This window comes from Nocardioides sp. JCM 18998, from assembly GCF_055391535.1.
The window spans coordinates 413,427-436,961 of record NZ_AP043886.1 but is presented as its reverse complement, the minus strand read 5'-3'; the positions used below and the strand labels follow the sequence as shown (position 1 = coordinate 436,961).

19 protein-coding genes are annotated in these 23,535 nt (G+C 71.7%); 17 read left to right on the top strand and 2 right to left on the bottom strand.

What is annotated here, in order from left to right; all coding sequences use genetic code 11:
* Positions 1-27: 27 nt before the first annotated feature.
* Entirely contained in the window at positions 28-783 is a 756-nt protein-coding gene (locus ACZ5L9_RS02070; protein ID WP_464533152.1) for a DeoR/GlpR family DNA-binding transcription regulator, read from the bottom strand.
* A gap of 49 nt (positions 784-832) precedes the next feature.
* Between ACZ5L9_RS02070 and ACZ5L9_RS02065 the strand changes: the two genes are divergently transcribed.
* From ACZ5L9_RS02065 to ACZ5L9_RS02050, 4 genes are all read left to right on the top strand, one after another.
* Positions 833-1,204: a DUF4406 domain-containing protein gene (locus tag ACZ5L9_RS02065; protein WP_464533150.1), complete on the top strand. Its 372-nt coding sequence runs from the start codon at positions 833-835 to the stop codon at positions 1,202-1,204.
* 136 nt (positions 1,205-1,340) lie between these two features.
* On the top strand, positions 1,341-2,549 hold the full coding sequence (locus tag ACZ5L9_RS02060; protein WP_464533148.1) for an acyl-CoA dehydrogenase family protein: 1,209 nt from the start codon (positions 1,341-1,343) through the stop codon (positions 2,547-2,549).
* Positions 2,546-3,532: an acyl-CoA dehydrogenase family protein gene (locus ACZ5L9_RS02055; protein WP_464533145.1), complete on the top strand. Its 987-nt coding sequence runs from the start codon at positions 2,546-2,548 to the stop codon at positions 3,530-3,532. Before ACZ5L9_RS02060 ends, ACZ5L9_RS02055 begins: the two co-directional genes overlap by 4 nt.
* Complete coding sequence (locus tag ACZ5L9_RS02050) at positions 3,529-5,046, top strand: class I adenylate-forming enzyme family protein (protein ID WP_464533141.1); 1,518 nt, start codon at positions 3,529-3,531, stop codon at positions 5,044-5,046. Before ACZ5L9_RS02055 ends, ACZ5L9_RS02050 begins: the two co-directional genes overlap by 4 nt.
* A 65-nt stretch (positions 5,047-5,111) precedes the next feature.
* On the opposite strand, the gene ACZ5L9_RS02045 is transcribed toward ACZ5L9_RS02050, so the two are convergent.
* Positions 5,112-6,020, bottom strand: coding sequence for an acyl-CoA thioesterase (locus ACZ5L9_RS02045; RefSeq protein ID WP_464533137.1), 909 nt, complete (start codon positions 6,018-6,020; stop codon positions 5,112-5,114).
* A 130-nt stretch (positions 6,021-6,150) separates the two neighbouring features.
* Here ACZ5L9_RS02045 and ACZ5L9_RS02040 point away from each other — a divergent pair, with 130 nt between their 5' ends.
* From ACZ5L9_RS02040 to ACZ5L9_RS01980, 13 genes are all read left to right on the top strand, one after another.
* Positions 6,151-9,654: an ATP-binding cassette domain-containing protein gene (locus ACZ5L9_RS02040; RefSeq protein ID WP_464533135.1), complete on the top strand. Its 3,504-nt coding sequence runs from the start codon at positions 6,151-6,153 to the stop codon at positions 9,652-9,654.
* A 170-nt stretch (positions 9,655-9,824) separates the two neighbouring features.
* Positions 9,825-11,057, top strand: coding sequence for an MFS transporter (locus tag ACZ5L9_RS02035; protein WP_464533133.1), 1,233 nt, complete (start codon positions 9,825-9,827; stop codon positions 11,055-11,057).
* Positions 11,058-11,116: 59 nt separating this feature from the next.
* Positions 11,117-12,145, top strand: coding sequence for a tryptophan--tRNA ligase (gene trpS, locus ACZ5L9_RS02030; protein WP_464533130.1), 1,029 nt, complete (start codon positions 11,117-11,119; stop codon positions 12,143-12,145).
* Positions 12,146-12,155: 10 nt separating this feature from the next.
* Positions 12,156-12,680: a 2'-5' RNA ligase family protein gene (locus ACZ5L9_RS02025; RefSeq protein ID WP_464533128.1), complete on the top strand. Its 525-nt coding sequence runs from the start codon at positions 12,156-12,158 to the stop codon at positions 12,678-12,680.
* Positions 12,681-12,719: 39 nt separating this feature from the next.
* Entirely contained in the window at positions 12,720-13,772 is a 1,053-nt protein-coding gene (locus tag ACZ5L9_RS02020; RefSeq protein ID WP_464533124.1) for a YihY/virulence factor BrkB family protein, read from the top strand.
* 140 nt (positions 13,773-13,912) lie between these two features.
* Positions 13,913-14,923 (top strand): LacI family DNA-binding transcriptional regulator, encoded by a 1,011-nt coding sequence (locus tag ACZ5L9_RS02015; RefSeq protein ID WP_464533121.1) that lies wholly within the window; start codon positions 13,913-13,915, stop codon positions 14,921-14,923.
* Between the two features lie 115 nt (positions 14,924-15,038).
* Positions 15,039-16,631: a xylulokinase gene (locus tag ACZ5L9_RS02010; RefSeq protein ID WP_464533118.1), complete on the top strand. Its 1,593-nt coding sequence runs from the start codon at positions 15,039-15,041 to the stop codon at positions 16,629-16,631.
* 29 nt (positions 16,632-16,660) lie between these two features.
* Positions 16,661-17,356: an L-ribulose-5-phosphate 4-epimerase gene (locus ACZ5L9_RS02005; RefSeq protein ID WP_464533115.1), complete on the top strand. Its 696-nt coding sequence runs from the start codon at positions 16,661-16,663 to the stop codon at positions 17,354-17,356.
* A 65-nt stretch (positions 17,357-17,421) separates the two neighbouring features.
* A complete protein-coding gene (araA, locus tag ACZ5L9_RS02000; protein WP_464533111.1) occupies positions 17,422-18,933 on the top strand; it encodes an L-arabinose isomerase in 1,512 nt (503 codons plus the stop codon).
* A 240-nt stretch (positions 18,934-19,173) separates the two neighbouring features.
* Positions 19,174-20,208: a LacI family DNA-binding transcriptional regulator gene (locus ACZ5L9_RS01995; RefSeq protein WP_464533107.1), complete on the top strand. Its 1,035-nt coding sequence runs from the start codon at positions 19,174-19,176 to the stop codon at positions 20,206-20,208.
* A 195-nt stretch (positions 20,209-20,403) separates the two neighbouring features.
* Positions 20,404-21,660: a sugar ABC transporter substrate-binding protein gene (locus tag ACZ5L9_RS01990; RefSeq protein ID WP_464533103.1), complete on the top strand. Its 1,257-nt coding sequence runs from the start codon at positions 20,404-20,406 to the stop codon at positions 21,658-21,660.
* 86 nt (positions 21,661-21,746) lie between these two features.
* A complete protein-coding gene (locus ACZ5L9_RS01985; protein ID WP_464533100.1) occupies positions 21,747-22,700 on the top strand; it encodes a carbohydrate ABC transporter permease in 954 nt (317 codons plus the stop codon).
* A 1-nt stretch (position 22,701) separates the two neighbouring features.
* Positions 22,702-23,529, top strand: coding sequence for a carbohydrate ABC transporter permease (locus tag ACZ5L9_RS01980; protein ID WP_464533098.1), 828 nt, complete (start codon positions 22,702-22,704; stop codon positions 23,527-23,529).
* Positions 23,530-23,535 lie beyond the last annotated feature (6 nt).

The following is a 23,535-nucleotide window of genomic DNA, read 5'->3' as shown; positions in this document are numbered from 1 at the left end:
GCCTCCGGGAGGCGTCGCCGGCTGGACTCAGGGGGCGTGGATGATCGGGATGTCGGCGGCGGTGAGGTCGCGGATGATCGGGTCGCTCGGCTCGGCGTCGGTGACGACGCCGGCGACGGCCTGGAGGGGGAGGACGTCGAAGCGGCTGGCGGTGCCGATCTTCTCGTCGCTGGCCAGGACGTACGTCTCGGCGGCCCGCGCCGCGAGTGCGCGCTTCATCGCGGCCTCGTCCGGATCGCCGGTGGTGAGGCCGGTGGTCGGGTGCACGCCGGTCACGCCGAGGAAGAAGAGATCGGCGCTGATCCGGCCGGCGGCCTCGACGGCGGCGGCGCCGCAGGCGACGGCGGAGTGCTTGAAGAGCTGGCCGCCGATCATGAAGACGTCCGCGGCGTGGTCCAGCAGGGCTGCGGCGACGGTGGGGCTGTGCGTCACGATCGTGCACATGAGCGTGCGCGGCAGCGCGTCGACCATCGCCAGCGTGGTGGTGCCGCCGTCGAGGATCACCGTCGAGCCCGGCTCGATGAGCGCGGCGGCGGCGGCGGCGACCCGGCGCTTGCTCTCGGGCGCGACCGAGGTGCGGGTGGCGTAGTCCGCCACCGCCGGCGAGGCGGGCAGGGCGCCGCCGTAGACGCGGACGGCGAGCCCGGCCGCGTCCAGATCGCGCAGGTCGCGGCGGATGCTGTCCTCGGAGAGGCCGAGCTCGGCGGCGATCTCCTTGGCGACGATCCGGCCGTCGCGACGGAGTCGCTCGAGCAGCAGGTCCTTGCGCGCAGCAGCCAGCATGTCCTCACTCTTTCACGGTCTTGCACGTTGTTGCTGTATCGTGCCGGTTATGACGAAGCCTATGTTGATCCTCATCGCCGGCCCGTACGCGTCCGGCACCGACGGCGACCCGGATCGGATGGCGGCGAACCTGCGCCGGCTCGAGGAGGCGGCCTGGCCGATCTTCCGGGCCGGGCACGTGCCGATGATCGGTGAGTGGGTCGCCCTGCCGGTGCTCGCCAGCGCCGGCGCCAGCGGCCCGAGCGACCCGCTCGCGGCCGAGGTCATGTACCCCACTGCCGAGCGCCTGCTCCAGCATTGCGACGGCGTGCTCCGGCTGCCGGGGGAGTCCCGCGGTGCCGATCAGGACGTCGCGATCGCCGAGGCGCACGGCATCCCGGTCTTCTACGACCTCGCCGACATCCCGGGGGTGGCCGCGTAGCCCGGAGTGCGCCGCACGCTGTGGAGGGGCTCGTCCATTTCCGTGCTTGACTGCCGATAAGTTTGACCACAGGCTGATGTGCATCAGGTCACACGCCGCTCGCCTCCCGGGCCGCGGCCCGTGCGAAGGGATGCCCATGGACTTCGACGACACCCCCGACGAGGCCGCCTGGCGCGCCGAGGTGCGCGCCTTCCTCGAGGATCACCGCGACGAGCTCGGCGCGAACGGCCGCCAGCGTGCCTTCGACGACGTCGTCGCGCGGCAGCGCCAGGCCCTGCTGTACGACGCCGGCTACGTCGGCGTCACCTGGCCGGTCGAGGCCGGCGGTCGCGGCGGCACCCCGATGCAGCAGGCCATCATCGACCAGGAGATGGCCAGGCTCGGCCTCCCGGGCCTGATCAACCTGATCGGCATCGGCATGTGCGGCCCGACCGTGATCGTGCACGGCAGCGACGACCAGAAGAAGCGCTACCTCAAGCGCCTGCTGCGCGCCGACGACCTCTGGTGCCAGCTCTTCAGCGAGCCGGCCTCCGGCTCGGACCTGGCGGCGCTGCGGACCAAGGCGGTCCAGGACGGCGACGGCACCTGGCACATCAGCGGACAGAAGGTCTGGACCACGCTGGCGCACCTGTCCGACTACGGCATCCTGCTCACGCGTACGGACCCCGACGTCGCCAAGCATCGCGGCCTGACCATGTTCGTGGTGGACATGAAGGCCCCGGGCGTCACCGTCCGTCCGCTGAAGCAGATGAGCGGCGGCTCCGACTTCAACGAGGTCTTCTTCGACGACGTCGTCATCGCCGACTCCGAGCGGCTCGGCGAGATCGGCGAGGGCTGGCGGGTTGCACTGACCACGCTGATGAGCGAGCGGTTCTCCCTCGGTGGCAGCGGCACCGAGATCGGCCCCGGCTTCGAGGCCGCCGCCCGGCACATCGGCTCGCGGATCGGCACGCTCCCCGCGGAGCGGCAGGCGCTGGTCCGCCAGGAGCTCGGCCGCTCCTACGTCGCCTCGCTCGGGGGGCGCTACACCGGCTACCGCCAGCTCTCGAAGATCAGCAAGGGCGAGTTCCCAGGACCGGAGGCCTCGGCGGGCAAGCTCACCGGCACCCGTACCGCCCGCGCCCTCGCCGACCTCGCCGTCCGGGTCCAGGGAGCCGACGCGGCCTACGCCAGCGCCGCCGACGGCACCGCCCTGTGGCAGAGCCTCCAGGCTGTGCTGCCCGGCATGGCGATCGCCGGGGGCACCAACGAGGTACTGCGCAACATCATCGGCGAGCGGGTGCTGGGCCTGCCGGCCGAGCCGCGGGCCGACAAGAACGTCACGTTCAAGGAGAGCCTCGGATGAACTTCGATCTCGACGACGAGCAGCGCGACCTCGCCACGGCCGCACGTGACTTCCTGACCGACGCCGCCGGCCCGGGCAACGCCCGCGAGGCCCTCGATACCGGGTCGCCGTCCGCGACCGTGCCCCCGGGCCGCGACACGCTGGTCAAGAGCGGCTTCGCCACCATCACCATCCCCGAGGCCGCCGGCGGTGGCGGCGGCTCGGTCCTCGACCTCGCCGTCGTGGCCGAGCAGGCCGGCCGGGTGCTGGCCGGCCCCTCGCTGGTGACGTACGCCCGTGCCGCCGAGCTCCTCGCGCAGGCCCCCGGGCGGCTCGAGGCCCTGGCCGGCGGTGGCCTCGCGATCGCCGTCGCCGACGACGGGGCCCCGGTGCTGGACGCCATCGGCGCCGAGACGTTCCTCGCCCTGCGCGACGGTGAGATCGTCTGCGGCGCGGGCACGGTCACCGAGCGTGAGCCGATCGACCCGACGCGCGGCCTGGCCGACGTCACGGTGGCGGCCGACGCGGTCGTCGTGCCGGGAGGAGTCGAGCGCTGGCAGCGCGCGGAGCGGGTCGGACGGGTCATCCTCGCCGCTGAGGGGCTCGGCGCCGCCGCGCGGGCCCTCGAGCTCGGCGTCGCGTACGCCCAGGAGCGGCAGGCCTTCGGCCGTGCCATCGGCTCCTACCAGGCCGTGAAGCACATGCTCGTCGACGTCTACGTCGAGGTGGAGCAGCTCCGCTCGCTGCTGTGGTGGGCCGCCTGGGCCGCCGACAACGCCCCGAGCGAGCTGCCCCTCGCCGCGGCAGCCGCCAAGGCCGCCGCCGCGACCACGCTGGAGCACGCCGCTGAGACCCTCATCCAGGTGCACGGCGGCATCGGATTCACCTGGGAGCACGACGCCCATCTGTACTGGCGGCGCGCGAAGGTCGACCGTTTCCTTCTCGGGGACGACGTGGCAGCCTTCGACGAGGTCGCACGGATCGCCATGGAGGACGCACGATGACCGGTGAGCACAACCTCGCAGTCCTGGCCGAGCAGAGCCTCGAGCGGCTCGGCGACTACGACCAGCTCTTCTTCGAGGGCCGGTGGCACACCTCCGGCTCGATCCACGACCGCGCGGCCCGGGTCGCCGAGGGTCTGCGGGCCCAGGGCGTCGAGCCCGGCGACCGGGTGATCGTGCTGACGATGAACACCCCCGAGGTGTTCGTGACCTACCAGGCGATCTGGCGCGCGGGCGCGGTCGTCACGCCTGTCATCTTCCTGCAGACCCCGCCCGAGCTGCGGCACATCCTGGAGGACTCCGGCGCCAGGGCCGCGATCCTCACCCCGGAGCTGCTGCCGCTCTTCCAGGGCTCGGCCGAGGGCCTCGGGATCACCGCGATCGTCATCGACGGCGAGGACGACGGCAGCGCAGCCACCGTGCCGTACGCCGCGCTCGAGGAGGCGGCGCCCGGCGCGATCGTGTCCCGCGAGGACGACGACCTGGCGGCGCTGCTCTACACCGGCGGCACGACCGGGCGGGCCAAGGGCGTGATGCTCTCGCACCGCAACCTGTGGGAGGCCGGTGCCGGCATGGCGCAGGTCTCGGAGGCGATGGGCACCACCCGGTCGTTGCTGCCGCTGCCGCTCTCGCACGCCTTCGGGCTCAACGTGCTCATCGCCGGCCTGCACGCCAGCAAGCAGCACGTCTCGGTGATGCAGCGCTGGTTCGACCCGGCCGGCTGGCTCCAGCTGGTCCAGGACCACCGTCTCGAGTCCAGCCCGGTGGTCCCCTCGATGATGGGGATGCTGCTCGACCAGCCGTACGGCGACTTCGACCTGTCCTCGCTGGTCTCCTTCGGCTCGGGCGGCGCCCCGCTGTTGCCGCACCTGCGCGAGAAGGTGGAGCGTGCGTTCGGGGTCACCATCCTGGAGGGCTACGGCTGCACCGAGACCTCCGCGATCGTCACCGCCGCCGTGGTCGGTGACATCAGGCCGGGCAGCGTCGGCAAGCCAGCGCCCCACGCGGAGGTCTCCATCCAGTCGCCGACCGGCGAGCTCCTCGGTGCGGGGGAGGAGGGCGAGATCTGCGTCCGCGGTCTCGGCGTCATGCTCGGCTACTGGCACGAGCCCGACCTCACCGCCGAGACGATCCGCGACGGCTGGCTGCACACCGGCGACGTCGGTCGCCTCGACGCCGACGGGTTCCTCTACGTCGTCGACCGGGTCAAGGACCTCATCATCCGCGGCGGCTTCAACGTCTACCCGCGCGACGTCGAGGACGTCCTGATCGAGCACGAGGCCGTCGCCTCGGCGGCCTGCGTCGGACGGCCGGACGCGGAGAGCGGCGAGGAGGTGGTCGCCGTCGTGCAGCTCCACCCGGGCCACACCGCGACGTCCGAGGAGCTGATCGAGTTCGCGAAGGAGCGGATGGCTCGGTACAAGTACCCGCGCGAGGTGCTCATCGTCGAGGCCGTCCCGTTGACCAGCGTCGGGAAGATCAACCGCAAGGCCGTCCGGGCGCTGGTGCGGGACTGACCCGTGCGGGACGTCATCCGCTCCGAGCCCATCGACGGTGCGGAGTGGATGACGTCCCGCCGCGCTCAGCGCACGTAGCGGACCATCGCCTCCTGTGCGACGGAGGCGACCAGCTCGCCGCCGGGGGCGAACACCTCGGCGCGCGCCAGGCCGCGTCCGTGCGCCGCCCAGGGGGACTCCGCCGCCAGGAGCAGCCACTGGTCGACCCGTACGGGCGCGTGGAACCAGACCGTGTGATCGATCGTCGCCGGGTGCACGACCGCGCCCGTGGTCGCCATCTGCACGATGCCGTGCGGACGCAGCACCGGCTGCAGGATCCGCAGGTCGGTCGCATAGAGCAGCAGCGCCGCGTGCAGCAGCGGGTCGTCGCCCAGGTCACCCGTCGATGAGGCCGCCCGCAGCCAGAGCCGGTGCGCACCCTGGTCGTCGACCTCGGCCGGCGGCTCCTGCCCGGCGACGCGCTCGGCGAGGCCGGCCGTGCGCAGCTCGAACGCGTCGACCGCGACCGCTGCCGGGTGCATGCCCGGCAGCCCGGCGAGCACCTCGTGATCGGCCGCCAGGGTCTCCACCGCCGGCGCCGTGGGCGACACGATCTGGTGCTCGGGCCCCGCGCTCGGCAGAGCGAACGAGCCGGAGAGCTCGGCGACCACGCTGCCCTGCTGCTCGACCGAGATCCGCCGATGGCTCAGCGAGCCGCCGTCGCGCGTGCGGGTCACCCGGATCTCCAGCGGCAGCCGGTGATCGCCGCGCCGCAGGAAGTAGGCGTGGAGCGAGTGCGGCAGCCGGTCGACGGCGACCGTGCGCCCGGCCGCGACCAGGGCCTGCGCCGCCACCAGGCCCCCGAACACGTGGTCGATCTGCGTCGACATCACGGTGTGCCGGCCGCGAAACTCGTCCTCGCCCAGCCGCTCGAGGTCGAGCAGCCCGACCAGCTCGTCGAGGGGTACGCCGAGGGGCGGCTCTGCCTGGGTCATGGCGCAACCCTCTCCGCATGGGCACGGCCCGTCAATCCCTGCGCAAGTGCCGACAAGTGCGGCCGGCAGCGGTACCTGGCAATAACCAGGAGCGCCCTGTCGGTGCCAGCGCCTAGGGTTCTTCTTTGCCATGACTCTCACCCTCTCGGACCGTTCGACGAGCGCCGCCGACCTGCCGCACGACGACCCGTCCCGCCGCATCGACTGGCGCCGGATGCGCCACCCCGTCGCGGCGACGGCGCTGGTCGCGCTGGCGATCGCGGCCCTCGGCCAGGCGCTCGGGACGGTGGTCGCGGGCCAGCTCGTAGAGGGTCCTTCGGGCCGGCTGGTCGGGCTGCTCGCGCTCTGCGTCGTCGGCGGGGCGACCCTCGACACCGCCGGGCGGATCGCCTGGGCCGGGGTCGTCGACCGCGCGGAGGGTCGGTTGCGGGGTGACCTGCTCGACGCCGCCCTGCACCAGCCGCTGGGCGAGCTGAGCGAGCAGGCGGTCGGGGAGATCCTCGACCGCGTCGACGACGACACCCACGAGGTCGGCACTCTGCTGCGGCTGCAGATGTGGCTGGCGATGCGCACCGCGTTCGGCATCCTGCCGATGTGGGTCGTGGCCGGCTTCAGCTGGTGGCCCGCGTGGCTGCTGTTCCCGGCCGTCAGCGGCCTGGTCGTGTTGGTCATCCGGCCGTTCCTGCGCGAGATCTCCCGCCGGAAGGTGGTCGAGGAGGCCGCCTGGACCGACCACGCCGCCGTCCTGGAGGAGGGCATCGCCGGCCGCGACGACCTGCGTACCAGCCTCGGCCAGTCCTTCGCCGTGCGCCGCCTCGCTCAGCTCTCCGCGGCCGTCCACGCCCGCTTCTGGGACGTGGTCTCGGTCGAGGCGCGGCTGGCCACCCGGGCCGGTCTGCTGCTCAACAGCCTGCTCATCGCGATCGCCGTGTGCGGCGTCGCGCTGGTCGCCGGTGGCCACCTCGAGGTAGGCCGGCTCGTGACGCTCTTCCTGGTCACCACCGCCTTCGTCGGTCAGATCAACAACCTCGCCCACCAGCTGCCCGACATCCAGGCCGGGGTCGGTGCCGTGATCCGGCTGCGCCAGATGATGGCCGTCGAGCAGGAGCCGCGCGGCGGCGAGCCGGTCCCCGAGGGCGCGCTCGACCTGGAGATCCGCGGCCTGGACTTCTCCTACGCCGAGGGCACCTTCGGCCTGCGGGGCATCGACCTGCGCGTCGCCGCCGGGCACACCATCGCTCTCGTCGGCCGTACGGGCTCCGGCAAGTCGACCCTGGCCTCGCTGCTCTCGCGGGCGGCCGAGCCGCCGGCGGACACGATCTTCCTCGGCGGCGCCGACATCACCACGCTCGACCTGCACGCGCTGCGCGCCGCTGTCGGCGTCGTCACCCAGCGCACCGAGCTCCTGGCCGGCACCCTGGCCGAGAACATCACGCTCTTCGCACCGACCCCACGCGCCGAGATCGAGGCGGCGGTCGCCGAGCTCGGCCTGACCGACTGGGTCGCCGGTCTCCCCGACGGCCTCGACACCCTGCTCGGCCCGGGTGGGACCAGCCTCTCCGCGGGGGAGGAGCAGCTGGTCGCGTTCGCCCGGCTGCTGGTCCGCGACGTCCAGGTGGTCGTCCTCGACGAGGCCACTGCCCGGATGGACCCGCTCACCGAGTCCCGGGTCGTCGCGGCGGCCGACCGGCTGCTCGCACACCGCACGGGCATCCTGGTCGCGCACCGGCTCTCCACCATCGAGCGGGCCGAGATGGTCGCCGTGCTCGACCACGGCCGGATCATCCAGCAGGGCATGCGCGACGACCTCGCCGCCGTCGAGGGACCGTTCCGCCGGCTGCTCCAGGCGAGCGCCACCGAGACCTACGCCGACGAGGCTCCGGCCGCGACGGGCACCGCCGTCGGCGGGATGCGCCGCAGCGGCGTGCCCCCGCAGCGGCCGCCGGTCGCGCCCGGGCTCTCGCTCGCCCGCGGCACCTGGAAGGCGATGATCATCAAGCCCTGGTGGGGGCTGTTCTCCATCGTGGAGTTCCTCGGCGGGACCGTGCTGGCTCCGCTCGGGGCGCTGACCGGCTTCGCGTGGGGCCACATCATCCAGGACCTCGGCGCGGGGTCGACCCCGACCGGCTTCACCGCCGTGCTGGTCGCGATGCTGCTGGTCGCGCCGCTGATCCTCGCCGACGCGTTCCGGCGGTATCCGCGCTGGTGGATCGAGGTGATGCTGCGCGTCCGGATGGCGGTCCTGGTGGGCCAGATCCGCCCGCAGCGCCTGCCGCGCACCCCACCCGGTGAGGTGGTCGCGCGCTCGATGGACGCCGACCGGCTCGCTCGCTACGCCGACCGATGGGTCGACTTCGTCAACGGCATCCTGATCGCGGGCATCACCACGCTCGCCGGCGGCACCTGGCTGGCCGGCGGCATCCTGATCGGCGTGATGGCGGCGAGCGCGCTCGCCTCCTCGATCGGGCGACCGATCGCCGGTCGCTCCGCCGCGAGCTCGTCGGCGGCGCGAGCGCGCTTCGGGCGGGCCGTGGTCTCGGCGGTCGAGTCGGCACGCACGGTCAAGCTCGCCGGCCGTACGCCCGAGGTGCACGCCCACCTGCAGGCCGTCGACTCCGGCCGGGTCGAGGCAGCGGTCTTCGAGCACTGCATCCAGACCCTGCTCGACGGCATCCCGATCGTGCTGGTCCAGGCCGGCGTGGTGGCCGCCTGGGCGTGCTATCTGGGTGACGTGTGGGGGCTCGCCACGGCCCTGCTGGTCGCCAACGCGGTCAGCGGGTTCGACTGGTTCGGACGGGTCGCCGGCGCGGTCGTCACCGAGGCGCCCGGGGTCGCCGCCTGGCAGCGTGCCACCAGCCGGCTCGCCGGCGGCGGCGACATGATGCGGCTGCCCGACGGCGTCGACCTGATCGCCGGGGAGGCGCCCGCGCCGATACCGCCCGACCGGGTGCCGCTCCAGGGGCTCCACCTGCGGGATCTGACCGTCGTGCACGACGACGGCACGATCGGGGTGCGCGGCGTCGACCTGACGGTCGGTCGCGGCGAGCTCGTCCTGCTGCTCGGCCAGGTCGGCTCCGGGAAGTCCAGCCTGCTGTCGGCGCTCGCCGGCCTGCTGAGTCACCGCGGCACGATCACCTGGAACGACCTGGACGTCGTCGACGCCGAGACCTTCCTGCGCCCGGCACAGGTCGCCCACGTCGCCCAGGTGCCGCGAGTCCTGTCCGGGACCTTCCGCGACAACGTCGCGCTCGGCTTCGACCGCGAGGTCGACGACCCGATCGCCGACGCGCGCCTGACCCCCGACGTCGAGGAGGCCGGCGGCCCGGACGCCCTGGTGGGTCACCGCGGCGTACGTCTGTCCGGTGGGCAGGTCCAGCGTCTCGCGCTGGCCCGCGCCCTCGCCGCCGACGCCGACCTGCTGTTGGCCGACGACGTCTCGAGCGCCCTCGACGCCGCCACCGAGATCGAGCTGTGGCAGGCGCTGCGCGAGCGGCACACCACCGTCATCGGCGCGACCTCCAAGCGGGCAGCGCTGGCGCAGGCCGATCGGGTGGTCGTGCTGGTCGACGGCGAGATCGCGGCGACCGGTCCGTGGCGCGAGCTCGCCCCGGAGTGGTCGCACCTCGCCGGCTGAGACGACCGGAGCGAGCGAGGACCGGGCGAGGGGTGCCTAGGAATAGGCGGCGCCCCTCGCCCGGTTGGAGACTGGGGCGTCGCTCTTCACCCACGAGCGCGTTTCCCCCGCGTGCACCCCGGTGCACCCCGTGCACGCCCGTATGCATCCCCCCGAGAGAGAGCGAGCCGATGAGCGCCCCTGCAGCAGCCCCCGAGGTGGTCGCGCAGCCCACCCGGAGTGCGACCCTGGCAGTGCTGGCACTAACCATCGGCGGCTTCGCCATCGGCACCACCGAGTTCCAGACGATGGGGATCCTCCCCGAGGTGGCGCACGGCGTGGACGTGTCGGTGCCGCACGCCGGCGAGCTGATCTCGGCGTACGCGATCGGCGTCGTGGTCGGCGTCCCGATCCTGAGCATCTTCGGCGCGGGGCTGCCCCGCAAGGGCCTGCTGCTGGGCCTGATGGGCGCGTACGGCTTCTTCAACCTTCTCAGCGCCCTCGCCCCGAGCTTCGGCCTGCTCTTCTGGGCCCGGTTCCTCGACGGCCTGCCGCACGGCGCCTACTTCGGCGTCGCCTCGCTGGTCGCCGCCTCGCTCGCCGACCCGGAGAACCGCGGGCGTGCGATCGCCCGGGTGCTGATCGGCCTCTCGATCGCCAACGTCGTCGGCGTCCCGTTCAGCACCTGGCTGGGCCAGCAGGCCGGCTGGCGGGCGCCGTTCGCGGTCTCGGCCCTGTTGGCCAGCATCACGCTGCTGATGATCTGGCGGTTCGTGCCGCACATGCCGGCGGCCGAGGGCGTGACGGCCAAGCGCGAGGCGAAGTCGTTCTTCACCAACACCCAGGTCTGGCTGACGATGGCCGCCGCCGCGCTCGGCTTCGGCGGTCTCTTCGCCACCTACACCTACATCGCCAAGACCGTCACCACCGTCGCCCACCTCGACTCCGGCTGGACCCCGTTCTACGTGCTCGGCTACGGCCTCGGCATGGTCGTCGGCACCTGGCTGGCCGGTGAGCTGATGCGCTGGTCGGTGGTCCGCACGCTCTACTACTTCAGCTTCGTCAGCGTCGTGATGATGCTCGTCTTCTGGCTCGCCGCGCCGCACGGGCTGCTGCTGTGGCCGGTGGTATTCCTGGTCGCGCTCGTCGGCTCGATCGTCGCGACGGTGATGCAGGTGCGTCTGATGGACGTCGCCGAGGACGCCGTCACCCTCGGTGCGGCGATGATGCACGCGGCGCTCAACCTCGCCAACGCGGCGGGCGCGTGGGTCGGCGCGGTCGTGATCGACGCCGGCTTCTCGTACCGTGCCCCGGCCCTCGCCGGTGCCGGCATGGCCATCGTCGGCGTCTCGATCCTGAGCGTCAGCATGGTGCTCCACCGCGGCGTCGGCCGCGCCCGGGCGGCGGCCCGCGCCACCGCCTGAGGCGGTGGCCCACCGGAACCCAGTGTGAGAGGAGCCGTCGCCTAGGTCAGAATGGACCCATGTCCGATAGCACCGCTCCCACCGCGCGGCCGCGGGTCCTGTCCGGGATCCAGCCGACCGCTGACTCGTACACCCTGGGTAACTACCTCGGAGCGGTGCGGCAGTGGGTGGCGTTGCAGGACGAGTTCGAGCCGTTCTTCTTCATCGCCGACCTGCACGCGCTCACCGTCGAGCAGGACCCGAAGGTGCTGCGCCAGCGCACGTACGTCGCGGTCGCGCAGCTGATCGCGGCGGGCGTCGACCCCGACCGCAGCGCGATCTTCGTGCAGTCGCACCTGCCTGAGCACGCCGAGCTCGGCTGGATCATGCAGACGATCACCGGCTTCGGCGAGGCCCGCCGGATGACGCAGTTCAAGGACAAGTCCGCCAAGGGCGGCGAGGGCGCGTCCTCGGTCGGCCTCTTCGCCTACCCGATGCTGATGGCCGCCGACATCCTGCTCTACCGCCCGCAGTACGTGCCGGTGGGCGAGGACCAGCGCCAGCACCTGGAGCTCGCCCGCGACCTCGCGCAGCGGTTCAACACCCGCTACAAGAAGACCTTCCGGATCCCGGAGCCGTACATCCTCAAGGAGACGGCGAAGATCTACGACCTGCAGGACCCGACCATCAAGATGTCGAAGTCGGCCTCCTCGCCCAACGGCCTGGTCAACCTGCTCGACGACCCCAAGGTGACGGCGAAGAAGATCCGCTCCGCCGTCACCGACTCCGGGGCCGAGGTCCGCTACGACCTGGCCGAGAAGCCGGGCGTCTCCAACCTGCTGATGATCTACTCGGCCCTGACCGGGGAGACGGTCGAGACCCTCGAGCAGAAGTACGCCGGCGCAGGCTACGGCGCCTTCAAGGGCGACCTCGCCGAGGTGATGGTGGAGTTCGTGACGCCGTTCCGCGACCAGACCCTGGCGCTGCTCGACGACAAGGCCCACCTCGACCGGATCCTCGCAGCCGGTGCGGCCCGCGCCCGTGAGGTCGCCTCGCGCACGCTCGCCGATGCGTACGAGCGGGTCGGTCTCGTACCGGCGACTCGATAGGGTCGGCCGCATGCGGACGATCGGCGTGGCGATCCCGATCCCGGAGCCCTGGAGCGAGCAGCTCCAGCGCTTCCGGGAGGGGATCGGTGATGCGATGGCGAGTCATATCCCGCCGCACATCACCCTCGTGCCGCCGGTCGACCTCGCGTCGGCACTGGCCGACGACGTGCTCAGCCATCTCGCGGACGCGGCCCAGGCGGTGGAGCCGTTCGAGGTCCACCTGCGTGGCACCGCGTCCTTCCGCCCGCTCTCGCCGGTGGTCTTCATCGCTCTGGCCGAGGGCATCTCCGGCTGCGAGCAGCTCGAGCGGCAGGTCCGAAGCGGCCTGCTCGGCGTCGACCTCAACTACCCGTACCACCCGCATGTGACGGTGGCCCACGAGGTCGAGGAGACGGTCCTGGACCGGGCCTTCGACGACCTGGCCGACTTCGAGGCCCGCTTCTTGGTCGAATCGTTCACGCTCTACGTCCATGACGACAGGGCTGGCTGGGTACCGAGCCGTACCTTCGGCCTGCGATCCGTCGTCGCACGCTGAGGACCGACCAGCCACGCCGAGACAATCGGGGGACGATCGATGGCCTCGCTCAAGGACCGGATCAGCGCACGCATCGAGGAGGTCCGGGCCGAGCGGCCGTCGGTGGACCACGTCGTGCGGATGCAGGAGCACTACGGCAAGGTCGGGGCCGGCCAGCAGGCCGGCGCGGCCACCTACTACGCGTTCTTGTCGTTCTTCCCGATCCTGGCCCTCGCGTTCTTCGCGGTCGGCTGGATCTCCCGGGTGTGGCCGGATGCGAAGCACAACCTGCATACGGCGATCAACGACGTGCTGCCGGGGCTGATCGGGAACGGCAACGGTCAGCTCTCCATGACCCAGGTCCAGGATGCCGCCGCCGCGCTCGGGCTCTTCGGCCTGCTCGGCGTGATCTACGCCGGCCTCGGCTGGCTCTCCTCGCTCCGCGGAGCGCTCATGGTCGTGTTCGAGATGCCGGCGTACGAGCAGCCGAGCTTCGTCCTGGGCAAGATCCGTGACCTGATCACGCTGGTCGTGCTCGGCACGGTCCTGCTGCTCGCGGTGGCGGCGACGGGCTTCGTGCAGGGCTTCTCCGGCGACGTGCTCTCCTGGCTGGGGCTCGGCGACGAGCTGGGCTGGCTGCTGACGATCCTCACGATCGTGGTGGGTCTGGGCGCCAACGCGCTGCTGTTCTGGGCGATGTTCGTGCTCCTCGCGCGACCTGACCTCCCCCCGGCGGCGCTGTGGAAGGGCGCGGCGCTCGGCGCCGTCGGGTTCGAGGTGCTCAAGCAGCTCTCGGCGCTGCTGCTGGGCGCCGCCCGAGGCCAGCCGGCGGCCCAGGCGTTCGGGATCTCGCTGATCCTGCTGATCTGGATCAACTACTTCTCCCGCGTCACGCTGTACGCCGCCGCCTACGCGGTGACCGCCGTGCCCGAGGTGGTCGAGGAGGCCGTCCCGGTCCAGGGCCCGCAGTCGCCCCCGCCGGGTGAGCACGGCGGCTCGGTGCGGGACGCGACCGAGCGGCCCATCGCCTTCGCCATCGGCGTCGCCGCCGGTGTGGCGGGCACCGCGCTCGCGGTGCGCCGGCGGGACCGCGGCGCCAAAGTGTCACGGTGATAGTTGCGAACTGTCACGGTGATAGTTGCGAACTGTCACGGTGACAGTTGGCGCCTCGAGTGACAGTTCAAAGTGTCACTCCAGCTCCGAAGTGTCACGGTGACAGTTGCGCCCCACGCCCACCCGTTAGCCTGCCCGCTATGCAAGAGCGTGCCCGGCCCCCGCGCATGGAGGACGTCGCGGCCGTCGCGGGCGTCTCCCACCAGACGGTCTCCCGCGTGCTCAACGGTGTGCCCGGCGTCCGGCCGGAGACCAGGGCCCGGGTCGAGTCGGCGATCGCCGAGCTCGGCTACCGGCGCAACCTGGCCGCCCGGATGCTCGCCTCAGCACGCTCGCAGTCGGTCGGCGTGATCGCATGGGGCACCGCACAGTTCGGCCCCGCTCAGGTGCTGCTCGGACTCGAGGCGGCGGCCCGCGACACCGCGTACCGTCTCGAGCTGGTCAACCTCGCCTCGATCTCACCCGACGCCTTCCACCAGGCCGTCCGGCAACTGCAGGAGCGGGCGATCGAGGCACTGGTCGTGATCGTCCCGCACGAGGCGGTCTTCGCCGAGGCCCAGGCACTCGCCCTCGACATCCCGGTCCTGGTCGTGGAGGGCGACCTCGCACGGACGCCGCTCACGGCCGGCATGGACAACGTGGAGGGTGCCCGGCTGGCCACCCGGCACCTCCTCGAGCTCGGCCACCGCACCGTCCACCACCTCGCCGGCCCCGACGGCTGGGCCGACGCGCGCGCTCGGATCGAGGGCTGGCGCACGGAGCTCGCCGCCTGGGGGATCGACGTCCCAGAGTTGGGCTGGACGGGGGACTGGAGCGCGGAGAGCGGGTACGAGATCGGGCGGGCGGTCGCCCGGGAGAGCGCGGTGACGGCGCTCTTCGTGGCCAACGATCAGATGTCGCTCGGCGTGATGCGGGCGCTGCACGAGGCCGGCAGGCCGGTGCCGCAGGCGCTGAGCATCGTGGGCTTCGACGACCTGCCGGAGGCGCGCTACTTCGTGCCGGCGCTGACCACGGTCCGTCAAGACTTCACCGAGCTGGGTCGACGCGTGATGGCGGTGCTCTCCCGGGTGCTCGACCACGGCGAGCGGCCGAGCGCCGAGCTCGTCCCGGCCGCTCTCCAGGTCCGGGAGTCGACGGCCGCACCGCGCTGAGCCGGCCGCGTCGCGGTCGCCGGCGCGGGCTTGCCACCCCGCCGAGTGTTAGCGCTAACATTCGTGTCTGGCGTCACACCGACGACCACGAGCCACCACGAACGGAGCCGGACGCGTGTCGGAGCAGCAGAGGACGGAGGCCGCCCGGGCGGACCTCGCCGCAGGGCGCACCGCGCTGGGCATCGAGCTCGGCTCGACCCGGATCAAGGCGTGCCTGATCGGTGCGGACCACGCCGTCCTGGCCACCGGCAGCGCGGCCTGGGAGAACCAGCTCCTCGACGGTCACTGGACCTACTCCCTTGACGCCGTCTGGGAGGGCCTGCGTGAGGCCGTCGCCCACCTCCTCGCCGAGGTCGAGCAGCGCTACGCCACCCGTCCCGTCGTCGGTGCGCTCGGCGTCTCGGCGATGATGCACGGCTACCTCGCCTTCGACGAGGACGGCGAGCTGCTGGCGCCGTTCCGCACCTGGCGCGACACCACGACCGGCAAGGCCGCCGCCGAGCTGACCGAGCTGTTCGGACAGAACATCCCGTTGCGCTGGTCGATCGCCCACCACCGCCAGGCGATCCTCGACGCCGAGCCGCACGTCTCCCGGATCGCGCACCTCAACACCCTCGCCGGGTACGTCCACTGGCAGCTCACCGGCGAGCGGGTGCTCGGGGTGGGCGACGCCTCCGGCATGTTCCCGATCGACCCCGCGACCGGCGCCTATGACGCGGACCTGATGGCGCGCTTCGACAGCCTCGGCGGCTCCGCGCCGATCCTCGACCTGCTCCCCATGGTCCTCCCCGCGGGCTCCGACGCCGGCGCGCTGACCGAGGCGGGGGCGCAGCGGCTCGACCCGACCGGCGTGCTGGGCGCGGGCATCGCGTGCTGTCCGCCCGAGGGCGACGCCGGCACCGGCATGGTCGCGACCAACTCGATCGCGCCGCGTACGGGCAACGTCAGCGCCGGCACCAGCACCTTCGCGATGGTGGTGCTGGAGCGCGCCCTGCGTGAGGTCCACCACGAGATCGACGTGGTCACCACGCCCGCCGGCGACCCGGTCGCGATGGTGCACTGCAACAACGGCGCCAGCGAGCTCGGCGCCTGGGCCGACGTCTTCGGCCAGTTCGCCGCCGCCCGCGGGGACGAGTGCACCGAGGACGAGGTCTTCGCCGCCCTGCTCGGCGCGGCCGCGGACGGAGAGCCGGACGCCGGCGGCCTGCTGGCGTACAACTTCCTCTCCGGCGAGCCGGTCGCCGGGCTGCTCGAGGGCCGGCCGATGGTGGTCCGCACCCCGACCAGCCGGCTCACCCTCGCCAACTTCGCCCGCGCCCAGGTCTACGGCGTCTTCGCGGCGCTCGCGCTCGGCATGAAGGTCCTCGCCGCCGAGGGCGTCGAGGTCGACGCGATGTTCGCCCACGGCGGCATCTTCCGTACGGCCGGCGTCGCGCAGCGAGCCCTGGCCGCGGCGCTCGACGTCCCGGTCACCGTCGGCGAGACCGCCGCCGAGGGCGGTGCCTGGGGCATCGCCGTGCTTGCCGCCTATCGAGGCGCTGGTGCTGCGAGGCCGCTGGCCCAGCACCTCGCCGAGACCGTCTTCGCCGGTGCCGCCACCAGCGTCGCCGTCCCCAAGCCCGGCGAGGTCGCCGGGTTCGCCGCCTACCTCGACCGCTTCGTCGCCGGCCTGCCCGCCGAGCAGGCCGCGGCCGGAGCCATCCAGTGAGCCAGGAGAGCACGATGCAGGAGAACCCGATGCCCATCCCCGAGCGCCTGCGTCCCGCCGTCGAGGCGGCCAAGGCCAACGTCGCCGCCCTGCACGCCGAGCTGCCCCGTTGGGAGCTGGTGGTGTGGACCGCGGGCAACGTCTCCGAGCGCGTACGCGACGACGACACCCCGGACGGGTCCGCCGACCTGTTCGTGATCAAGCCCTCCGGCGTCTCGTACGACGAGCTCGGCGCTGACGCGATGGTGGTGTGCGACCTCGACGGCAACCTGGTCGAGGGCAGTCGCAACCCGTCGTCGGACACCGCCGCCCACGCGTACGTCTACCGGCACATGGCGCACGTCGGCGGGGTCGTCCACACCCACTCGACCTACGCCGCCGCGTGGGCTGCGCGTGGCGAGGAGATTCCGTGCGTGCTGACGATGATGGCCGACGAGTTCGGCGGGCCGGTCCCGGTCGGGCCGTTCGCGATCATCGGCGACGACTCGATCGGTCGCGGGATCGTCGAGACGCTCAGCGGGCACCGCAGTCCCGCCGTGCTGATGCAGAACCACGGTCCGTTCACCATCGGGGCGACCCCGAAGGCCGCGGTGAAGGCCGCCGTCCTGCTCGAGGAGGTCGCCCGCGCGGTGCACTTCTCGCGTCAGCTCGGCGAGCCGCTGCCCATCGCCCAGACGGCGATCGATGCGCTCTACGACCGCTACCAGAACGTCTACGGCCGCTGACCGCGGCGACCCGACAGCCCCGCACGACCCGATCCCCGACCCATCCCCTCAGGAGACGAAGCAACATGTCGAAGGCCTACGCCGATCGCGAGATCTGGTTCTTCACCGGCAGCCAGGACCTCTACGGTCCCGAGACCCTCGAGCAGGTCGCCCAGCAGTCGCAGGAGGTCGCGGCGACCCTCGACGCCGCCGACGCCGTGCCGGCCCGGATCGTCTGGAAGCCGGTCCTCAAGGACTCCGCCTCGATCCGCCGCGCGATGCTCGACGCCAACGCCGACGACAACGTGCTCGGCGTGATCACCTGGATGCACACCTTCAGCCCGGCCAAGATGTGGATCGCCGGCCTGGACGCGCTGCGCAAGCCGCTGCTCCACCTCCACACCCAGGCCAACGTCGAGCTGCCCTGGGACAGCATCGACTTCGACTTCATGAACCTCAACCAGGCCGCGCACGGCGACCGCGAGTACGCCTACATCGCCTCGCGACTGGGCGTGGCGCGCACGACCGTGGTCGGGCACGTGACCAACCCGCTCGTGCAGCGCCGGGTCGCGACCTGGATCCGCGGCGCCGCCGGCTGGGCCGCCACCCACGAGCTGAAGCTGGTCCGGTTCGGCGACAACATGCGCAACGTCGCCGTGACCGAGGGCGACAAGACCGAGGCCGAGCTGCGCTTCGGCGTCTCGGTCAACACCTGGGGCGTCAACGACCTGGTCGCCGCCGTGGACGCCGTCGCGGACTCCGACATCGACACGCTCGTCGCGGAGTACGAGGAGCTGTACGACGTCGTTCCCGAGCTCCGCAAGGGCGCGGAGCGGCACGACTCGCTGCGCTACGCGGCCCGCCTGGAGATCGCCCTGGAGCAGTTCCTCACCGCTGTCGGCGCCAAGGCGTTCACCACGAACTTCGAGGACCTGGGCGACCTACGTCAGCTGCCGGGTCTGGCCGTGCAGCGGCTGATGGCGAAGGGGTACGGCTTCGGCGCCGAGGGCGACTGGAAGACCGCCGTGCTGGTCCGCGCGGCGAAGGTGATGGGCGCCGGCCTGCCCGGCGGCGCCTCGCTCATGGAGGACTACACCTACGACCTCACCCCGGGCGAGGAGGTCATCCTCGGCGCGCACATGCTCGAGATCTGCCCGTCGCTGACCACCGCCAAGCCGCGGGTGGAGATCCACCCGCTGGGCATCGGCGGCAAGGAGGACCCCGTACGGATGGTCTTCGACGCCGACACCGTCGAGGGTGCCGTCGTCGTCAGCCTGGCCGACATGCGCGACCGCTTCCGGCTGACCGCGAACGTCGTCGACATCGTGCCGCCGACCGCGCCCCTGCCGAACCTGCCGGTCGCGCGCGCGGTCTGGAAGCCCCGCCCCTCCTTCGACGTGAGCGCCGAGGCCTGGCTGACCGCCGGCGGAGCGCACCACACCGTGCTCTCGACGGCCGCAGGCGTCGAGGCGTTCGAGGTCTTCGCCGAGATCGCCCGCGTCGAGCTGCTGGTCATCGACGAGTCCACCACCCGGCGCGGCTTCGCCGACCAGGTCCGCTGGAACGCCGCGTACCACCGCCTCGCCCAGGGGCTGTGACCTCGCGCTACGTCGTCCGGCGATGATCGACCGATCGACCAGGTGCCGGCCCGGCTCGAGCCGGGCCGGCGCAGCGGAGCAGGAGCCGAGCAGGAGCCGCGGCCGGCTCTGCGTCGTTCGATGCCCGGCACCGATCATGACCGCGGAGAACGTGCTGATCGTCCGCCTGTCCTCGCGCGTTCACGCGCCGAGACCGCTACGCTGCGTCGAACCGATTCGAATCTGTCGCGGGAGGTAGTCATGGCGACGATCGGCGATGTCGCCAAGGCGGCAGGCGTCTCGCGCAGCACAGCGTCGTACGCCCTGTCGGGCAAGCGGGCGATCTCCGACGAGGTCCGGCAGCGGGTCGAGGACGCGGTCCGCGACCTCGGCTACACGCCGAACGCGGGCGCCCGAGCGTTGGCGACCTCGCAGACGATGGTGCTCGCGCTGCTCGCGCAGTTCCTGCCCGACGAGTTCGCGCCGGCGATGCTGCAATACATCATGGGTGTCTCGGACACCGCCCGCGAGCTGGGCTACGACATCCTGCTGGTCACCGACGAGAAGCAGATCCAGGCCCTGGAGCGGATCACCCAGTCGCGGATGGTCGACGGCGTGGTCCTGCTCAACGTGGCCGAGACCGACGACCGCCTTCCGGTGCTGCGCGCGGCGGCCCAGCCCGCCGCCCTGGTCGGGCTGCCCCACGACTGCTCCGGGGTCGACGTGTTCGACCTCGACTTCGAGGAGGCCGGCCGGATGATGGTCGAGCACCTCCACAAGCTCGGTCACCGCGAGCTGATCCTAATCTCCCAGCCCGAGCACGTGCTGGAGCGCGGTGGCGCCTACGTGTGGCGCCTGCGTGACGCGGCCGCGGAGCAGGCCGCGCTGCGGGGGATCACCCTGCACACCGTGTACGGCTCGGCCCGCCAGCCCGAGATCGGCCGCGAGCTCGAGGCCCTGCTCGACGCCCATCCGGCGGCGACCGGGCTCATCCTGAACAACGAGGCGGCGGTGGCGGCGCTGCCCTCGGTCCTGCAGTCGCGCGGGCTGACCGCGCCGGGCGACCTGTCGGTGATCGGTCGCTACTCCGACGAGTTCGCGCGCACGTTCTCGCTGCCCTACTCCTTCGTGGAGAGCGCGCCCGACCGGCTCGGCCGGATGGCGGTACGCCACCTGGTGCGGCGGATCGAGAGCACGACCGCAGCCAAGGAGCCACATGTCGTGCGGCTGCTCTCCCCGGAGATCGTCGACCACGGAAGCACCGGCGCGCCCGCCGGTCGCGGCACTCGGCCCTGAGAGCACCGTCACAAGATCACGGGATGGTCACAGTCCCAGATTTAGCGAACCGATTCGACGATTGCTTCTTGACAGCCCATCTCCCAGGCGTAAGAGTGTGGCTCACATCACGCGCAGCCCCTCGTGAGGCGTTGATCCGGTGTCGAACCGGTTCGACGCTGGTCTCCGAGGGTCGGCACCACCAAGGAGGAAGAGATGAACAGCAAGCGCACGTTGGCCACGGCGGCCTGTGCAGCCCTCGCGGTTGTCACCCTGGCTGCCTGCGGCAGCGGGTCGTCGGACAACAGCGCCGGCTCCTCGGGAAGCGACAAGGCCCTCACCGAGGTGACGTACTGGGATCCCTACCCGCAGTACGACGACTCCTCCGACTGGGCCAAGTACGTCGAGGCGTGCGCCCCGGCGGGCACCACCCTGAAGCGCACCGCGGTGCCGAACGGTGACGTCCTCAACGAGCTCACCACGGCCGTCAAGGAGGGCACCGCGCCCGACGTCGTGCTCCTCGACAACCCCGCCGTCCCGGATGCCGCCGCCTCGGGTCTGCTCGCCTCGGCCAGCGACGCCGGCATCGACACCACCGGCCCGGACGCGAACCTCGCCGGCCCCGGCACGGTCGACGGCGTCTCGTACGGCGTCCCGATCGGTGCCAACACCCTCGGCCTCTACTACAACGAGGACATCCTGAAGAAGGACGGCGTCGACCCGGCCAGCGTCAAGGACTGGGCCTCGCTCAACGCGGCGCTCGCCAAGGTCAAGGCCGCCGGCGACGGCGGCATCACCTTCTCCGGCATCTCCGGCGAGGAGGGCACCTTCCAGTTCCTGCCGTGGTTCTGGGGCGCCGGCGCGAAGCTGCAGGAGCCGGGCTCCGACGCCGCCGTCGAGGCCGGCCAGCTGGTCTCGGACTGGATCGGCAAGGGCTACGCCCCGAAGTCGACCGCGACCGACAACCAGTCGGCCTCGTGGGACCTGTTCCTGACCGGCAAGTACGCGTTCGCCGAGAACGGCTCGTGGTTCGCCAAGGCGGCCAGCGAGCAGAAGTTCAAGGCCGTCATGATCCCGATCCCGGGCAAGGACGGCGGCGCCGCCCCGGTCCCGACCGGTGGCGAGTTCGCCGTCGCGCCGCTGCAGAAGGACAACGCCTCGGCACACTACGACGCGGCCAAGCAGATCATCGACTGCCTCGTCGGGCAGGGCAACCAGGTCAAGACCGACGACCAGCTCGGCTACTTCGCTGCCAACGCCGACGAGCGCCAGACGCAGATCGCCTCCGACCCGATCTGGACGCCGTGGGCCAACGCCATCACCAGCGCGCAGGGCCGTACGACCGACCTGGGTCCGGACTACACCGCCACCTCGGGTGCGCTCTCCACGGCCGAGCAGGCCGCGCTGAACGCCGCCGGCGACGCCGACTCGGTGAAGAAGGCGTTCCAGGACGCCGCCGCGTCGCTCCAGTAAGGCTCCGGTAAGACCTCGGTGGTGACGGCCGCGCGCTCGCGGCCGTCACCACCCGGGGAAGCAGCAGACCAGTTGGACGGATGAGCATGACCCTTCTCGAGAAGTCAGCCACCACGCGCAGGGCGCGCGTCGGCGACACGACCACCGCGACCCGGCGCAGGCTCCGCCCCGGAGTGCTCGCGGGCATCGGCTTCATCGCCCCGTTGATCGCCTACATGGTGCTCTTCTACGCCTACCCCCTGTACGAGAACGTCTCGATGAGCCTGCACCGGTTCACCCGGGCGACGTACGTGACGGGCCAGGCGCCGTGGGCGGGATCCGCGATCTATCGCGAGGTGATCGCCTCGCCGCTGTTCTGGCCGACGGTCTGGCACACCGTGACCTTCGTTCTCGTCTCGCTGGTCTTCCAGTACACGATCGGGCTCTCGCTGGCGGTCTTCTTCCAGCGGTACTTCCCGCTCTCGGGCCTGCTGCGCGGCCTGTTCCTGGTGCCGTGGCTGCTGCCGATCATCGTCTCCGGGACCACCTGGCAGTGGATGATGGACGCCGACTCCGGCGTGATCAACCGGCTGCTCGGCGTCGTCGGCATCGACCCGGTCTGGTGGCTCAACAGCGACCACTCGCTGTGGGCGGTGATCATCGCCAACATCTGGCTCGGCGTGCCGTTCAACCTGGTGATCCTCTACTCCGGGCTGCAGAACATCTCGCCCGACCTCTACGAGGCCGCCGCGATCGACGGCGCGACCCCCTGGCGGCAGTTCTGGAGCATCACGTTCCCGCTGCTCAAGCCGGTCAGTGCGATCACCCTGCTCCTCGGCTTCGTCTACACGCTCAAGGTCGTCGACATCATCTGGATCATGACGATGGGCACAGGCACATCGCAGACCCTCGCCACCTGGGCGTACTCGATGGCGTTCGGCAAGGGCGCCTCGGCGGTGATCAAGTACTCCGAGGCCTCGGTCGTCGGCTCGATCCTGCTGCTCGTCGCCCTCCTGATGGGCTTCGTCTACCTCTTCGTCCAGCGCAAGCAGGAGGCCTGAGATGCCCGCCGTCCGTACGCACGACCGTCGCGTCTGGTGGAAGACGGTCCTCGGCGTCGCCTTCACCGCGGTGATGCTCTTCCCGCTCTACTGGATGATCAACGTCTCGCTCACCGAGCGCAGCGCGATCCGGGACGGGTCGCTCTACCCGAAGGCGTTCACCTTCGAGCACTACCGCACCGTGCTCCAGGACCAGCTGCCCTACCTCGGGACCAGCGTCGTGATCGGTCTCGGCACCGTCGCGCTGACCCTGCTCATCTCGGCGCCGGCGGGCTACGCGCTGTCGAAGCTCTTCGTGCCCGGTCGCCGCCTGATCAACTTCCTGCTGATCGTCGCCCAGATGATCCCCGCCGTCGTGATGGCGCTCGGCTTCTACAGCGTCTACAACGACCTCGGCATGCTCGACACCGTGGGCGGCCTGATCCTGGCCGACTCCACGATCGCGGTGCCGTTCGCGGTGATGCTCTTCACCGCCTTCATGGCCGGCATCCCGCGCGAGCTGCTCGAGGCCGCACACGTCGACGGCGCGTCGTACGGGCGCACCTTCCTCGGCATCGTGCTGCCGCTGTCGCGCAACGCCGCTGTCACGGTCGGCCTGTTCGCGTTCATCTGGGCCTGGTCGGACTTCCTGTTCGCCTCCACGCTCAACCGCAGCGGCGACCGGCGCCCGATCACGATGGGCCTCTACGACTACATCGGCTCGCAGAACCTCCAGTGGGGCGAGCTGATGGCGACCGCCGTGCTCGCCTCCATTCCCACCGGGCTCCTGCTCGTCATCGCCCAGCGCTACGTCGCCGCCGGTCTGACCGCCGGCGCTGTGAAGGACTGAACCGCC